Raw genomic sequence first — 15,008 nt, forward strand, 5'->3', positions numbered from 1 at the left:
GAGAACAAAGATGAACTTCGACGACACCCCGCAGGAAGCCGAATTCCGCGCGACCGCCCGTGCCTGGATCAGCGCGAACGCGCCCAAGCAATACGAGGACGAGCTGCGGAAATCCTCGCTCGGCCGCACCGTGCTCAAGAACGCTAACATTCTCGAGGTGGCAAAGGCCTGGCAAAAGAAAAAGGCTGACGCCGGCTGGGCCTGTCTGCACTGGCCGAAGGAATATGGCGGCCGGGGGTCGTCGCCGATCGAGCGCGTGATCTGGCAGCAGGAAGAGGGGCCGTTCGGCCAGCTGTCGCGCATGTTCATCATCGGCCACGGCATGTGCGGGCCGACCATGATGGCGTTCGCGCGCGAGGAGCACAAGCGCACCTATCTGCCGCCGCTCGCATCAGGCGAAAAGGTGTGGTGCCAACTGTTCTCGGAGCCGGCCGGCGGCTCGGACGTCGCGGGCCTGCGCACGCGCGCGGAGAAGGACGGCGACGATTGGGTGATCAACGGGCAGAAGATCTGGACCTCGGGCGCGCATTATTCCGACTACGGCATCCTGCTCACCCGCACCGATCCGACCGTGCCCAAGCACAAGGGCCTCACCATGTTCTTCCTGGACATGAAGAGTCCGGGCGTCGAGGTGCGGCCGATCAAGCAGGCCAGCGGCGCCTCCGACTTCAACGAGGTCTATTTCACCAATGTCCGCATCCCCGACCATCAGCGCCTCGGCGAGGTCGGTGACGGCTGGAACGTCTCGCTGACCACGCTGATGAACGAGCGCAGCGCGATCGGCGCGGCCGTCTCGACCGGTTTTCCGGAGCTGTTCGAATATTGCTCCAGCCTCATGCTCGACGACGGCCCGGCGATCGAGGACCGCGCGGTACGCTCGAAGTTGGCAAATTGGGCGGTGAAGGCGAGCGGCCTGAAATACACCAGCATGCGCGCGATCTCGGCGCTGTCGAAAGGCGAGCGGCCAGGGCCGGAGAATTCCATCGGCAAGCTGGTGGCGGGCTCCATGATCCAGGACGTCGCGACCTATGCGCTGGATCTGCAGGGTGCGAGCGGCGTGATCAGCGGCGAGGATGCCGAGCTCGCCGGCCGCTTCCAGGCGATGCTGTTGCGGGCGCCGGGCACCCGCGTCGAAGGCGGCACCGACGAGATCATGCGCAACATCATCGCCGAGCGGGTGCTGGGCCTGCCCGGCGATATCAGGGTCGACAAGGACGTGCCGTTCAACAAGATCCCGACGAAGGGAAGATGAGTCCGTGTCCCGGACGCGGTGCGGTACGAAGTACGCTCCGCAGAGCCGGGACCCAGAAGGCGACAATGGGCCCCGGCTCTGCAGCGCACCGCCATAGCACGTCGAAGACGTGCGTAAACGCACTTGTGGCGCTGCGCCGCGTCCGGGGCACGAAAGAGGAGAGTTCGAAGATGAATTTCGACGATACCCCGCAGGAAGCCGCCTTCCGCGAGACCGCGCGCAAATGGGTCGAGGCGAACGGGCCGAAGGAGCTGCATGCCGAGCTGTCAAAATCCTCGCTCGGCCGCATCCGGCTCGCTCACCACGACATCGTCGATGTCGGCAAGGCCTGGCAGAAGAAGAAGTTCGAGGGCAACTGGGCTTGCCTGCATTGGCCGAGGGAATATGGCGGCCGCGGCGCGACGCCGATCGAGCGCGTGATCTGGCAGCAGGAGGAGGGCGTCTATGGCAAGCTGACGCAGCCGTTCCAGATCGGCGAGGGCATGTGCGGCCCGACCGTGATGGCTTTCGGCAGCGAGGATGCCAAGCGCCGCTATTTGCCGAAGCTCGCCTCGGGCGAGGAGATCTGGTGCCAGCTGTTCTCCGAGCCATCTGCCGGATCCGACGTTGCGGGTCTGCGCACCCGCGCAGAGAAGAAGGGCGACAATTGGCTCGTCAACGGCCAGAAGATCTGGACTTCGGGCGCGCATTATTCCGACTACGGGCTCCTGATCGCGCGCACCGATCCCAACGTGCCGAAGCATAAGGGGCTCACCATGTTCTTCCTGGACATGAAGAGCCCGGGCGTCGAGGTGCGGCCGATCAAGCAGGCCAATGGCATGCAGGAGTTCAACGAGGTCTATTTCACCGACGTCGTGATCCCGGACAGCCAGCGTCTCGGCGCCGTCGGCGAAGGCTGGAGCGTGTCGCTGACCACGCTGATGAACGAGCGCATGTCGATCGGCGCGCGGCTCGCCACCGGCGTCCCCGAAATGTTCGAGTTCTGCTCCAATCTCATGCTCGAGGACGGGCTAGCGATCGACGATCCCGCCGTGCGCTCGAAGCTTGCGAGCTGGGCGGCGAAGTCGAACGGGCTGAAATACACTAGCTACCGCACGATCTCGGCGCTCTCGAAGGGCGAGCGGCCGGGCCCGGAGAATTCGATCGGCAAGCTGGTCTCGGGCATGATGCTCCAGGACATCGCGACCTACGCCATGGACCTGCAGGGCGCGGCCGGTGTTCTCACGGGCAGCGACGAGGAGACGGTGCAGGGCCAGTTCCAGCAGATGCTGCTGTCCTCGCCCTCGATGCGCATCGCCGGCGGCACCGACGAGATTCTGCGCAACATCATCGCCGAGCGGGTGCTGGGCCTGCCGGGCGATATTCGTGTCGACAAGGACGTGCCGTATAACAAGATCCCGACCAAGGGACGTTGATATGTCCGTCCCGGACGCGGTGCGGCGCGAAGTGCCGCTCCGCAGAGCCGGGACCAGGAGCCACAATGGGCCCCGGCTCAGCGCCGCACCACCATAGCGCGTCGAAGACGTGCGTAAACGCACTTATGGTGCTGCGTTGCGTCCGGGGCACGAAAGCGAGACTAGCCATGGACGCCAAAGTGCCCAACGCCCGCTCTTCCAATGACGACCGCATCGGCGTGCTCGAGGAGCTCCTCAACGAGCGCTATTCCGTCCGCGCCTTCCTCCCCAAGGAGGTCGACCGCGCCACCATCGAGCACGTGCTGACCACCGCACAACGCACGGCCTCATGGTGCAACAGCCAGCCGTGGCAGGTCGTCATCGCCAGCGGCACGGCCAAGGAGCGCTTTCGCCAGGCGATCTACAAGGAGGCGTCCGGGGGGCTCGGCGACGATTACGATTTCACGCCGCCGCGCGAGTATGTCGGCGTCTATCTCGAACGCCGGCGCGAGAGCGGTTTCCAGCTCTACAACACGCTGGGCATCGCCCGCGGCGACAAGATGGCTTACGCGAAGCAGGCGCTGGAGAATTACAATTTCTTCGGGGCCCCGCATGTGGCGATCATTCACACCAACGAGCCGCTCGGCATTTACGGTGCGATCGATTGCGGTGCCTATGTCTCCAACTTCATGCTGGCCGCGCAGGCGCTCGGGCTCGGCACCATTCCGCAGGCCGCGCTCGCGCGCCATTCCAGCCTGATCCGGCGCCATTTCAACCTGCCCGAGGATCGCCGCGTCGTCTGCGGCATCTCGTTCGGCTATGCCGACCATGCACACAAGGTCAACAGCTACCGCACCTCGCGGGCAAATGTCGCGGATACCGTGGCCTTCGTGGACGAGTGATCGGGCGCCGCGCTGTTCTCGCTCGCATGCAAAGGCGGCCGCGGAAGCGGCCGCCTTCATGTCATCTCGAACGTGACGCTGGCGTCAGCCGCCGCTGCCGCCGATCACGGCCCGGATCGTCTCGTCGGGCCCGAAGTCCTCGGCGCCCTCGACATAGAGCAGCGCGGCGAGCTTCGAGCGGGCGCGGTTGACGCGGCTCTTGATCGTGCCGACAGCACAGCCGCAGATCGAGGCCGCGTCCTCGTACGAGAAGCCGGAGGCGCCGACCAGGATCAGCGCTTCGCGCTGGTCCTGTGGAAGCTTGTCGAGCGCCGTGCGAAACTCCTCGAACTCGAGATGCGCGTTCTGCGACGGTTGGGTCTTCAGCGTCTTGGCGTAGTTGCCTTCGGCGTCCTCGACCTCCCGCCGCCGCTTGCGATAGTCGGAGCGGAACAGGTTGCGCAGGATCGTGAACAGCCACGCCGGCAGGTTGGAGCCGGGCTGGAACGAGTCGATGTTGGCCAGCGCGCGAAGCAGCGTCTCCTGCACCAAATCGTCGGCGCGGTCCGCATTGCCGCTGAGCGAGATCGCGAACGCGCGCAGGCTCGGCACGGCCGCCAGGATGTCATTACGCAGGGAGTCCGTGAGAGGCATTAATCCCTCCCATTGTTGTTGTCGTTGGATCCCCCACCATTTTCCACTTGGGGCGTCGCTCCCGGCGCATCAAGCTTTTTGATCAGTTCTGCGAACCGATCCGGAACCCCCTGCCGCACCACGTCGTCGTACATGGCGCGCAGCTGATGGCCGATCCGGGATTGAATCTCCGGAGTGAGCCCTCCCTTGCCGGGGGTCGTGCTTTTGCTGGCTTGAGACTTGAGATCTTTCATGACCTGTTCCACGTTTCCCCGAGTTAAGTAACTGTAAAATCGAGAATTTCTCTCAACCGGGAGCCGTTCCCTGGATAGGCTCAATTCGAGGTTCGATAAAAAGTTCCGCCAATTGCGGAACTTTTCTCGGGCTGCGGCGTAGTCAGCACAGCAGGGGAACCCGGGCCCCCCGCGTAATCGCCCTGGATCTTAAGGCCGGCCCGAAGATGAATGGAGTGGGGATGTCCCGTTCACAGCTCGTTGCTGAACACTTGCCGTTGTTGCGCCGGTATGCGCGCGCCCTGACGGGCAGCCAAGCCTCCGGTGACGCCTATGTCGCAGCCATGTTGGAAGCCATGCTGGGGGACCCGTCGGTGCTCGACGAGAGCCATGGACCCCGCGCCGGCCTGTTCCGACTGTTCACCCAGATCTGGAATTCGGTCTCCGTCAACGACGATGCCGAGGTGACGACGCTTCCGATGCCGCCGGAGCGTCGGCTCTCGAACATCACGCCGCTGCCGCGGCAGGCCTTCCTCCTGCTCTCGCTCGAGGGATTCTCCGAGGAGGAAGTCGGTTTCATCCTCGGCACTGACGTCGCGGAGACGCGGCGCCTTGCGGATACCGCTGGACGCGAGATGGCGGCCGAGATCGCCACCGACGTGCTGATCATCGAGGACGAGACTTTCATCGCCATGGACCTCGAGAGCCTGGTGAAGAATCTCGGCCACAACGTCGTCGGCGTCGCGCGCACCCATGCCGATGCGGTGGCACTCGCCAAGAACAAGCGGCCCGGCCTGATCCTCGCCGACATCCAGCTTGCCGACGGCTCGTCGGGCCTCGACGCCGTGAACGAGCTGCTCCGCACCTTCGAGGTGCCGGTGGTGTTCATCACTGCCTATCCCGAGCGCTTCCTCACCGGCGAGCGCCCCGAGCCGGCGTTCCTGATCTCAAAACCGTTCCAGCCGGCAATGGTATCGGCGGTCGCGAGTCAGGCTCTGTTCTTCCAGCGCAACTCGCGCAACCGCACACCCAAGGCGCCGGCGGCGTAAGGCGCCATCTCGCGAAACGATCTGATCCGGCGTGCTGCAAGGCACGCCGGATTTTTCGTGCCGCCGTCCGCGCTTGACGCGGATCGATTTCACCGCTCATACCTCATGCATTGATCCCAGTCGGAGACGTGCACATGGACCAAGCGTTGCTCGATCGCCTCGCCATCCGCGACCTCGTCGAGAACTGGGCGGTGTGGCGCGATGCCGGTGACTGGGAGCGCTTTGCGACCGTCTGGCACGAGGAAGGCTGGATGTCCGCCACCTGGTTTCAGGGACCGGCACGGGATTTCATGCGGGTCAGCCAGGAGGGCTTCGCCAAGGGCGTGCGCATCCTGCATTTCCTCGGCGGCACCAGCATCGACCTCGAAGGCGTGCGGGCCATCGCCCAGACCAAGATGACGATCTCGCAGCGCGCCCTGGTGCACGATGTGCTCTGCGACGTCGTCTGCACCGGGCGCTTCTACGATTTCCTGGAGAAGCGGCAGGGGAAGTGGGGCATCGTTCGCCGCCAGCCGATCTACGAGAAGGACCGGATCGACCCGGTCGATCCCGCCGCGCCGCTGCAGCTCGACCAGAAAGCGCTCGCCGCGCTCCCTGAAGGTTACCGCCATCTCGCCTACATGCAGGAGCTGATCGGCTACAAGGTCAAGCGCGACATGCCCGGCCTCGTCGGGCCCGAGGTGGAGAAGCTCTACGGCGAGGGGAGGGACTGGCTGTCCGGGACAGCCAAATAATCCAAAGCAAGAATGGGCCCAGACAAAAGTAAGGCGCGACTGGCATCACCACAGTCGCGCCCTACGTCGCCGGCTTATGGGGCAGGGGGGAATAGCCGGCTGCTGAGACGACTCCCCGGCGCCGGACTCGTTCCACGGCTTCCGAAATATTTTGCAGGCCCGCGACTTTTCTCGCACACGGTTAAGTGATCGTGATGGCCAAGAACTCCTGATCCTCCGCCCGCGTTGTTCCCGCGATCGCCATGGGGCGAGGGATCGACAGCCATGTCACAGATTCAAAAGGTATTTTTAGGCGCCGTCGCGATTGCCGCAACGCTCGGCGCGGTGCAATTGGCCTCCGGCCACGATCTGGCCGACCGCTGGCAGGCGGTCGCCGACCTGCCCAGCCACAGCACAAACCTGGCGCCGAGCCATAACGTCAATCGTGCCGGCAAGGCCGACCGCCTGGCCGAGATCAAGCAGGCGCCCGTTCCCACCCGAACCGTGTCGATGCGGTTGAACGACCTCGCCGATACGTCAGTGCTGCTGCGCGTCCCCGCGGTGATCGAAACCGGCAACGCCAAGCCGCCGGTGCTGCTCCAGAACCAGACCCAGAAGAAGAACCGCAGCAAGCCGACCATCGCCTGCGAGCCGATGGTCAGCTCCCTGACGGAGGTCGCAAAGCTGCTCCAGCCCGGCCGCTGCGTGACCTGATCTGCACCGGTCCGCGGACATATCGTCCTCCCGGCGGGAGGACGATCCTTCACGTGCACTTGATCCCCTGTCCCTTCGCGTTATATCCCGGGTTTCTTCCTCTTCGTTTTGACCGGGTAAACGCATGACGACGTCAGACACGGCTGTGCATACGCAGCCTTTCCAGGCCGAGGTTTCCGAGCTTCTGCACCTCATGGTGCACTCCGTTTATTCGGAGACCGACATCTTCCTGCGCGAGCTTGTCTCCAACGCCTCGGATGCCTGCGACAAGCTGCGCTATGAGGCGATCGCAAGCCCGGCGCTGCTGGGCGAGGGGGACGCGCTCAAGATTCGCATCATCCCGGACAAGACCGCGGGGACACTCACCATCGCCGACAACGGCATCGGCATGGAGCGGCAGGAGCTGATCGACCATCTCGGCACCATCGCCCGCTCCGGCACCAAGGCCTTCGTGTCGAAGCTGAAGGAGGCCAAGGACGGCCTCGGCCTGATCGGCCAGTTCGGCGTCGGCTTCTATTCCGCCTTCATGGTCGCCGAGAAGATCGTCGTGGTCAGCCGCCGCGCCGGTGAGAGCGATGTCTGGACCTGGACGTCCTCCGGCGGCTCCGGCTTCGAGATCGCCCGCGCCAGTGACGAGGACGCGGCGCGCGTCGCGCGCGGTACCGAGATCGTTCTGCACCTCAAGGACGACGCCAAGAAATATCTCGAGACCTACGAGATCGAGCGCATCGTCGGGGCCTATTCCGACAACATCCTGTTTCCCATCGAGCTCGTGCCTGGTGAGGGCGAGCCGCGCCAGATCAATTCGGCGAGCGCGCTGTGGCAGCGCTCCAAGTCGGAGCTGACGGCGGAGGACTACAAGAAGGCCTATCAGCAGATCGCCTCCGCCTTCGACGATCCCGCGATGACGCTGCACTATCGCGCCGAGGGCCGCTATTCCTACGCCGTGCTGCTGTTTGCGCCCTCGGCCAAGCCGTTCGACCTGTTCGAGCCAAATCGCAAGGGCCGGGTCAAGCTCTACGTCCGCCGCGTCTTCATCACCGATGACGCCGACCTCTTGCCGGGCTACCTCCGCTTCATCCGTGGCGTCGTCGACAGCGAGGATCTTCCGCTCAACATCTCCCGCGAGATGCTGCAGAACAATCCGCAGCTCGCGCAGATTCGCAAAGCCGTGGCGACCCGCGTCGTGTCCGAGCTCGAAAGCCTCGCCGAGAAGGATCCGGACAATTTCGTCAAGATCTGGGACGCTTTCGGCGCGGTGCTGAAGGAAGGCATCTACGAGGACTTCGAGCGTCGCGAAAAGCTGCTTGCGCTGTCGCGTTTCACCACGACGTCGGGGGAGAAGCGGTCGCTGAAGCAGGTGATCGTCGATTTCAAGCCGAACCAGACCGAGATCTACTATCTCGTCGGCGACAGCATCGAGCGGCTGAAGTCCAATCCGCGGCTCGAGGCCGCGACCGCCCGCGGTATCGAGGTCCTGCTGCTGTCCGATCCCGTCGATGCCTTCTGGACCTCGATGCCCTCGGAGTTCGACGGCAAGCCGCTGAAATCGCTGAGCCAGGGCGATCTCAACCTCGACCTGATCCCGCGGGTCGACGACAAGGAGGAGGCGAAGACGGATGAGCCCGAGGCCGACGAGGCCGCCACCATCGCGGTGATCAAGGCCGCCCTCGGCGAGCGCGTCAGCGACGTCAAGGCCTCGACGCGTCTCACCAGCTCGGCCTCCTGCCTGGTCGCCGACAGCCAGGGGCCGAGCCGCGAGCTGGAGCGCATCCTGGCGCAGCAAAATCGCGGCATGAAGACCAAGCCGATCCTGGAGATCAATCTGCGCCATCCGATGGTCGGCGCGATCACCAAGGCGCAGGCCGGCTCCAAGGCGGTCGACGATCTCAGCCTGCTCCTGCTCGAACAGGCGCAGATCCTTGACGGGGAATTGCCGGAAGATCCGGCCGCGTTCGCCGCGAGGCTGAACCGGCTCGTTTTGCGGGGGCTGGGCGGGTAGCTCGCCCCGCTCACCTTGCCGTCATCTGTCCCTAGGAACAGTCGCCTCCCGCGTGGTGTTATGTCATAGGGAGGCGGCCGGCGTCCGCGCCGCCGCCGCGGACCTATTCGAGGATCTCTCCATGCGCCTGCCGATCTTGACCCTCACCGCGATTGCCACACTGTTCGTCGCGGCAGATGCCAGCGCCCAGACCTACGATCCGCGTTACCCCGTGTGCATGCATGTCTACACGCCCGGCGGCTTCGGCGGCGGCGGTGGTGACTATTACGACTGCTCCTTCACCTCGCTGCCGCAGTGCCGCGCCACGGCTTCAGGCCGATCGGCAAGCTGTGATGTCAATCCTTACTACGCCTTCGATCAACCGCCGTCGCCGCGCCGGCGTCACAAGAAGGTGCATTAGCAATCCGCGATGCGCGCAGGAACACCTGTCATGCGTTACTCGTTCGGCCTGGTCGTCACCGTCGGTGCGTTGCTTGTGGCTGCGCCGTCTCATGCGCAGACCTTCGATCCCAGCTTTCCCGTCTGCATGCACGTCTATTCCGGCGCGAATGGTGGTGGCGGGGAGTGGTACGATTGCTCCTTTACCACGCTGCCGCAGTGCCGCGCGACCGCGTCGGGGCGCGCCGCGGTCTGTGACCTCAATCCGTATTACCCGGTCAATGCGCCGCCCCCGCGTTTGCGTCACAGGCGAATCGGCTAACGCCGGACGGAGCGGCGCCTCCGCTTCGCCCGCAGCTGCCGCCGCCATTTCCTGATCCCTGACAATTCCAGCACCCTGCACCAGCTGTCGCGCGTGCCGCTCCGGCCGGCTCGGTAAGGGATGGCTAGCGTTAATCGCGCACTAACCGGGGTTTACCCTGCCTCTTAACACCTGGGCAGGGCGGCGCGGGCTAGGCTTGGGCACCAGCAGCCACGGCCCCGAGAGAATGAACGGCATGACCACCGGTGTCATCGAGCAACCGAAAGCCGCGCGTGCGCCGTCGGCGTCAAAGATCTGGCTGAAGGCGATCGAGCTCACCGCGCGGATCGAGACGCTGCCGGGCCGCCTGTTTGCCGACGTCGTCGACGACTGGGCGCGCCGCCAGCCCGATCGCGCGGCGCTCGTGACCGACGCTGCCACGCTCGATTACGAAGGCCTGTCCAAGAGGATCAACCGCTACGCGCGCTGGGTGCGCTCGGCCGGCGTGGCCAAGGGCGACACCGTTGCCCTGATCATGCCGAACGGCATCGACTATGTCGCGGCCTGGCTCGGCATCAGCCGGGTCGGCGGGGTGGCCGCGCTGCTCAACACCAGGCTGGTGGGGCCATCGCTGGCGCATTGCATCGACGTCGCGAAGCCCTCGCATGTCATCGTCGCGCATGAGCTGGCGGAGATGCTGGAGAGCGCCACGCCGCATCTGAAGACGCAGGCAAAAGTCTGGACCCACGGGGATGCCCGCAGCGAACGCGCCATCGACGTCGCGCTTGCGGCGCTTGACGATTCGCCCCTTTCGCCGGACGAGCGTGGCGATGTGACGATCAACGACCGCGCCCTGCTGATCTATACATCCGGCACCACGGGTCTGCCGAAGGCCGCCAGCATCAGTCACCGCCGCATCCTCAATTGGGGTTTCTGGTTCGCCGGCCTCACCGGCGCGACGCCTCAGGATCGGCTCTATGACTGCCTGCCGCTGTTCCACTCCGTCGGCGGCATCGTCGCGCCATGCAGCATGCTGGCCGCCGGCGGTTCGGTGGTGATTGCGGACAAGTTTTCGGCCTCGCATTTCTGGTCCGACATCGTCCGACACGACTGCACCCTGTTCCAGTATATCGGCGAGCTCTGCCGTTATCTGCTCAAGGCGCCGCCGTCGGAGTATGAGAACCGGCATCGTCTGCGGCTCGTCTGCGGCAACGGCCTGCGCGGCGATATCTGGGAAGACTTTCAGGCGCGTTTCGCCATTCCGCGCATCCTCGAATTCTACGCGGCGACCGAAGGCAATTTCTCGCTGTTCAACGTGGAGGGCCAGCCCGGCGCGATCGGCCGTATTCCGCCGCTGCTGGCGCACCGCTTTCCCGCTGGCATCGTCAAGCTCGACCCCGATGGCGGCGTGCCGCTCCGCAACGAAGATGGCTTTTGCATCGCCTGCGGCCGCGGCGAGGCCGGCGAAGCGATCGGCCGCATCGGCACCGCCGACCAGGGGGGCGGCCGTTTCGAGGGCTATACCGACGCAAGCGAGACCGAGAAAAAGATTCTGCGCGATGTCTTCGCCAAGGGCGACGCCTGGTTTCGCACCGGCGATCTGATGCGGCTCGACGACAAGGGCTTCTTCCATTTTGTCGACCGCATCGGCGACACCTTCCGCTGGAAGGGCGAGAACGTCGCGACGACAGAAGTCAACGACGCCGTGCGCGACTTCACCGGCGTCGTCGACGCCACCACCTATGGCGTCAGCATTCCCGGCACCGACGGCCGCGCCGGCATGAGCGCCATCGTCGTGAACGAGGGCTTTGACATCGCCACGCTGCCTGCCCATCTCGCGCAACGCCTGCCGGCCTATGCGCGTCCCGTTTTCATCCGCATCTCCCAAGAGATCGATGCGACCGAGACCTTCAAGCAAAAGAAGGGAGGGCTCGCGCGCGAAGGCTTCGATCCGGACGCGATAGCGGAGCCGCTGTTCATGCTCGACCCGACAAACGGGGCGTATGTCGCGCTCGATACCGAGGCCTATGCCCGCATCAACGACGGCACGATCAGGCTGTAACGCTGCGAAAATCAACAGATGGATCCAGTTTTATCTGAATTGTCCAAGAAGCCATTTACTTCTGTCGGATAGACAGGCCGCCATGGGGAGGCGGTCAGCAAGGGCCGCCCAATGAGCGATAACAACAAGCGATAACAACGAGCGAGCCAGCCATGTCGGTAAGGTCTAAGGTCATCGAAGCGATCCAGCAGATCGCCAGGGAGCAGCACGTCTTCCTTCCCGCACTCTCGGACGATCTGTCCCTGCACGAGACGGGCTTCGACTCGCTCGCTTTCGCGATCCTGGTCGCGCGCCTCGAGGACGAAACCGGCGTCGACCCCTTCACGATTTCCGAGGACGCAGCGTTCCCCGCTACCGTGGGCGATTTCGTGCGGGCCTACGAAAATGTCCCCGCGTGAGATCTTTGCGCTTCGCGACCATCTCGGCGCTGAGCTGAAGGGCCGCACGCTCTCGGATGCGCACCATGTCGTGTCGCTGACGAACATCCTGTCGCAGACGGTCCTCGGCGGCCACCTGTCCGAATTGGCCGGCCGCTGCGTGCTGCTCAAGCTGTCCGACCAGCTCCGCTCCGGCCTTGCCATGATCGAGCTCGACGGCATCGCCCGTCGCATGCTGCTGTGCCCGCCCGATCTCAACCCGGCGCATCTCGGCGCGCTGATCGCCGATGCCGCGATCGATGCCGTCGTCACCGACGAGCCCGATCACTGGACCGAGACCGGCGTGCCGCTGGTGGTTACCGCGAAGCTGCCGTTCCAGGCAGTCGCGCCGGCCAGGACCGAGCGCGCCACGGAATGGTTGATGCTCACGTCGGGCACGTCGGGCGTGCCGAAAATCGCGGGCCATACACTGGAGGCGCTGACCGGCGCGATCGTCGCCGAGGGGCCCGCGCGCGGACCTGCACCGGTGTGGGCGACGTTCTACGACATCCGCCGGTACGGCGGCCTGCAGATCTTCCTCCGCGCCATCCTCTCCGGCGGCTCCATGGTGCTGTCCGACCCGCACGAGGCGCTGGCCGATCACGTTGCGCGGCTGAATGCGCGCGGCGTCTCGCACATCTCCGGCACGCCTTCGCATTGGCGCAAGCTCCTGATGAGCGGCTCGGCCGCACGATTCGCGCCGGGCTACGTCCGTCTCTCCGGCGAGATCGCCGACCAGGCGGTGCTCGACGGCCTGAAGACGGCATTCCCCAATGCCTCCGTCGGACATGCCTATGCCTCGACCGAGGCCGGCGTCGGCTTCGCCGTCAATGACGGGCTCGAGGGTTTTCCGGCCGATTATCTCGGCAACCGCAATGGTGTCGAGATGAAGGTCGTCGACGGCTCGCTGCGGATACGCTCGACGCGCACGGCCCACGCTTACATCGGCCGCAACGCCGCCGCGCTGACCGATGAGGACGGCTTCGTCGACAGCGGCGATATCGTCGAGCTGCGCGGTGACCGCTATTATTTCGTCGGCCGCCGCGGCGGCATCATCAATATCGGCGGGCTGAAGGTTCACCCCGAAGAGATCGAGGCGGTGATCAACCGTCATCCCGACGTCCGGATGTCACGGGCCAAATCGCGCCGCAGTCCGATCACCGGGGGCATCGTCGTCGCCGACGTCATCCTCGCCGACGGCTCCGATCCCGCGCGGGCGAAGGAGATCCGCGACCAGATCCTGGATCAGTGCCGCACGCAGCTCGCCTCGCACAAGGTTCCGGCGGTGATCCGCTTCGTCGAGGCGCTCGACGTCACCCCAGCCGGCAAACTGGCGCGCACCGATGCATAATGTTCTCGTCACCGGCGGCAGCCGCGGTATCGGGCTGGCAATTGCAAGGCGCCTCGTCGGGGGCGGCTTCAACGTGATCGCGGCCGCGCGGCGCGAGAGCGAGGAACTCAAGTCGGCGATCGCGGAGTCCGACGGGCGGCTGCATTTCCGCGCCTGCGATCTCGCGGTGATCGACGCGATCCCGGCTTTTGCAAAACTGGTCCGCGACGAGTTCGGCCCGATCTACGGCCTCGTCAACAATGCCGGGCTCGGCACTGAAGGCCTGCTCGCGACCATGCACAATTCGGAGATCGAGGCGCTGGTGCAGCTCAACGTGCTCTCGCCGATCATCCTCACCAAATATGTCGCGCGGCAGATGATGGCGGATGGTGCGGGACGCATCATCAACATCTCCTCGGTCATCGCCACCACGGGCTATAATGGCCTCTCCGTCTACGGCGCGACCAAGGCCGCAGCCACCGGGTTCACCCGCTCGCTGGCGCGCGAGGTCGGCAAGCTCGGCATCACCGTGAACGCGATCGCGCCTGGATTCATCGACACCGAGCTGACGCACAATCTCACCGACGAGGGGCGCAAGCGCATCGCCGGCCGCAGCGCGCTGCGCCGCCTGCCGGAGACCGACGACGTCGCGCGCATGGTGGAATATCTGCTCGGCGAGGGCGGCCGCAACGTCACGGGCACCGTGTTTACGATCGACGCGGGGAATACCGCCTAGCGGAACCCGGCCGTGACGATTGCGTTGATCCGGCGCAATGACATTCAACCGGATTTGGTCGTAAGATGCCCCGCAATCGATTGGGTTACGTCAATCGATCTGCCCTAAACGACAGGGAGCAGTCCATGGCCATGCCAAACATGACCGCTTCGAATTTGGGCGGGACGTCAGAGGAGCAGTCGCGCGCGAAGCCGGACAATGTTCATTGTCAGCCGATGTCGCATCAGAATTCCGGTGATCACGGCTACGAGATGCATCCGCAGCAATTCGTGCGGCTGGTCGGCTGTCACGATGTCCCTGCACCGACCGTTCGCAAGCGGCAGGACGAAAAGCTGCACTAAGTCCTCACGTCCGATGCTTCGGCAGATCGATTCGCTGGTGTGAAAATTCCGGTGGCCCCTCGGTGAGGCGGCGGATTCGGCGCTCGCGTTCGTCTGCCGGCAGTGCGGGATCGAGCAGCGCTTTGATCTCGTGCACGGCGATCTCCACGATCTTCGCGGCGTCCGATATGATCGCTTGCGCCGGTGCCGGTTCGGCAGGCGCGATCTTCAGCCCCAGTTCGACGAGCTTGCAGATTGCATCGGAGCGCGGCAGCTGGTGGGCTTCAGCCCAGGCATCGACGGCGGCGGTCAGCCTTTCCGGCATCTTCACCGCGCTGATCGCGTCGCGGCCCGTGCGCCGGCGGACCGGTGAGGTCGAGTCCTTGTTGTCGACGTCGGACACTTCGATGATCCCGGGTCATCATGTTCGCTAGATCAAGAGTAGACGCCATCTGCGGCGTGCTGTTTGATGCCGATCAAGGACGAACTGCGGCATTGCATCGCGGTGCGCGCTTGTCGTCGGGCTCCATTTCGGCCAATGATCGGGACGATGTGCAGGGCCGCGGGCGAACCCGGATCGATCCTGCCACGTAT

Annotated in this window: 17 protein-coding genes; 14 read left to right on the top strand and 3 right to left on the bottom strand. The window is 64.8% G+C overall.

Translation table 11 applies throughout. The features are described from left to right. The first annotated feature begins 10 nt into the window (after positions 1 to 10). From HAP40_RS06105 to HAP40_RS06115, 3 genes are all read left to right on the top strand, one after another. A complete protein-coding gene (locus tag HAP40_RS06105; protein WP_166818647.1) occupies positions 11 to 1,252 on the top strand; it encodes an acyl-CoA dehydrogenase in 1,242 nt (413 codons plus the stop codon). Positions 1,253 to 1,422: 170 nt separating this feature from the next. Beyond that, positions 1,423 to 2,667, top strand: coding sequence for an acyl-CoA dehydrogenase (locus HAP40_RS06110; RefSeq protein WP_166818646.1), 1,245 nt, complete (start codon positions 1,423 to 1,425; stop codon positions 2,665 to 2,667). Positions 2,668 to 2,834: 167 nt separating this feature from the next. Further along, positions 2,835 to 3,548: a nitroreductase gene (locus HAP40_RS06115; protein ID WP_166818645.1), complete on the top strand. Its 714-nt coding sequence runs from the start codon at positions 2,835 to 2,837 to the stop codon at positions 3,546 to 3,548. An 84-nt stretch (positions 3,549 to 3,632) separates the two neighbouring features. On the opposite strand, the gene HAP40_RS06120 is transcribed toward HAP40_RS06115, so the two are convergent. After that, positions 3,633 to 4,181: a sigma-70 family RNA polymerase sigma factor gene (locus tag HAP40_RS06120; protein WP_166818644.1), complete on the bottom strand. Its 549-nt coding sequence runs from the start codon at positions 4,179 to 4,181 to the stop codon at positions 3,633 to 3,635. Next, positions 4,181 to 4,414, bottom strand: coding sequence for a NepR family anti-sigma factor (locus HAP40_RS06125; protein WP_007597239.1), 234 nt, complete (start codon positions 4,412 to 4,414; stop codon positions 4,181 to 4,183). The genes HAP40_RS06120 and HAP40_RS06125 overlap by 1 nt, the downstream gene beginning before the upstream one ends. Before the next feature lie 221 nt (positions 4,415 to 4,635). On the opposite strand from HAP40_RS06125, the gene HAP40_RS06130 reads away from it, so the two are divergent. The 11 genes from HAP40_RS06130 to HAP40_RS06180 all read left to right on the top strand — a co-directional run bounded on the left by HAP40_RS06130 (position 4,636) and on the right by HAP40_RS06180 (position 14,435). After that, positions 4,636 to 5,442, top strand: a complete 807-nt coding sequence (locus tag HAP40_RS06130; RefSeq protein WP_008543577.1) for a response regulator — start codon at positions 4,636 to 4,638, stop codon at positions 5,440 to 5,442. 134 nt (positions 5,443 to 5,576) lie between these two features. Continuing rightward, entirely contained in the window at positions 5,577 to 6,176 is a 600-nt protein-coding gene (locus HAP40_RS06135; protein ID WP_166818643.1) for a nuclear transport factor 2 family protein, read from the top strand. 264 nt (positions 6,177 to 6,440) lie between these two features. Continuing rightward, positions 6,441 to 6,869 (top strand): hypothetical protein, encoded by a 429-nt coding sequence (locus HAP40_RS06140; protein WP_166818642.1) that lies wholly within the window; start codon positions 6,441 to 6,443, stop codon positions 6,867 to 6,869. A gap of 124 nt (positions 6,870 to 6,993) precedes the next feature. Next, positions 6,994 to 8,871 (top strand): molecular chaperone HtpG, encoded by a 1,878-nt coding sequence (htpG, locus tag HAP40_RS06145; protein WP_166818641.1) that lies wholly within the window; start codon positions 6,994 to 6,996, stop codon positions 8,869 to 8,871. A 121-nt stretch (positions 8,872 to 8,992) separates the two neighbouring features. Continuing rightward, positions 8,993 to 9,271: a DUF3551 domain-containing protein gene (locus HAP40_RS06150; protein ID WP_166818640.1), complete on the top strand. Its 279-nt coding sequence runs from the start codon at positions 8,993 to 8,995 to the stop codon at positions 9,269 to 9,271. Positions 9,272 to 9,301: 30 nt separating this feature from the next. Continuing rightward, on the top strand, positions 9,302 to 9,571 hold the full coding sequence (locus HAP40_RS06155) for a DUF3551 domain-containing protein (protein WP_166818639.1): 270 nt from the start codon (positions 9,302 to 9,304) through the stop codon (positions 9,569 to 9,571). A gap of 226 nt (positions 9,572 to 9,797) precedes the next feature. After that, positions 9,798 to 11,612: a long-chain-acyl-CoA synthetase gene (locus HAP40_RS06160; RefSeq protein WP_166818638.1), complete on the top strand. Its 1,815-nt coding sequence runs from the start codon at positions 9,798 to 9,800 to the stop codon at positions 11,610 to 11,612. Between the two features lie 152 nt (positions 11,613 to 11,764). Continuing rightward, a complete protein-coding gene (locus tag HAP40_RS06165) occupies positions 11,765 to 12,010 on the top strand; it encodes an acyl carrier protein (RefSeq protein ID WP_166818637.1) in 246 nt (81 codons plus the stop codon). Further along, positions 11,997 to 13,379 (top strand): class I adenylate-forming enzyme family protein, encoded by a 1,383-nt coding sequence (locus HAP40_RS06170; protein WP_166818636.1) that lies wholly within the window; start codon positions 11,997 to 11,999, stop codon positions 13,377 to 13,379. The genes HAP40_RS06165 and HAP40_RS06170 overlap by 14 nt, the downstream gene beginning before the upstream one ends. After that, entirely contained in the window at positions 13,372 to 14,094 is a 723-nt protein-coding gene (locus tag HAP40_RS06175) for an SDR family NAD(P)-dependent oxidoreductase (protein ID WP_166818635.1), read from the top strand. The genes HAP40_RS06170 and HAP40_RS06175 overlap by 8 nt, the downstream gene beginning before the upstream one ends. 125 nt (positions 14,095 to 14,219) lie before the next feature. After that, positions 14,220 to 14,435 (top strand): hypothetical protein, encoded by a 216-nt coding sequence (locus tag HAP40_RS06180; protein WP_166818634.1) that lies wholly within the window; start codon positions 14,220 to 14,222, stop codon positions 14,433 to 14,435. 4 nt (positions 14,436 to 14,439) lie between these two features. On the opposite strand, the gene HAP40_RS06185 is transcribed toward HAP40_RS06180, so the two are convergent. Further along, positions 14,440 to 14,826, bottom strand: a complete 387-nt coding sequence (locus HAP40_RS06185; RefSeq protein WP_166819602.1) for a hypothetical protein — start codon at positions 14,824 to 14,826, stop codon at positions 14,440 to 14,442. Between the last annotated feature and the right edge of the window lie 182 nt (positions 14,827 to 15,008).

It is taken from the genome of Bradyrhizobium sp. 1(2017) (genome assembly GCF_011602485.2).
Lineage (GTDB): Bacteria > Pseudomonadota > Alphaproteobacteria > Rhizobiales > Xanthobacteraceae > Bradyrhizobium.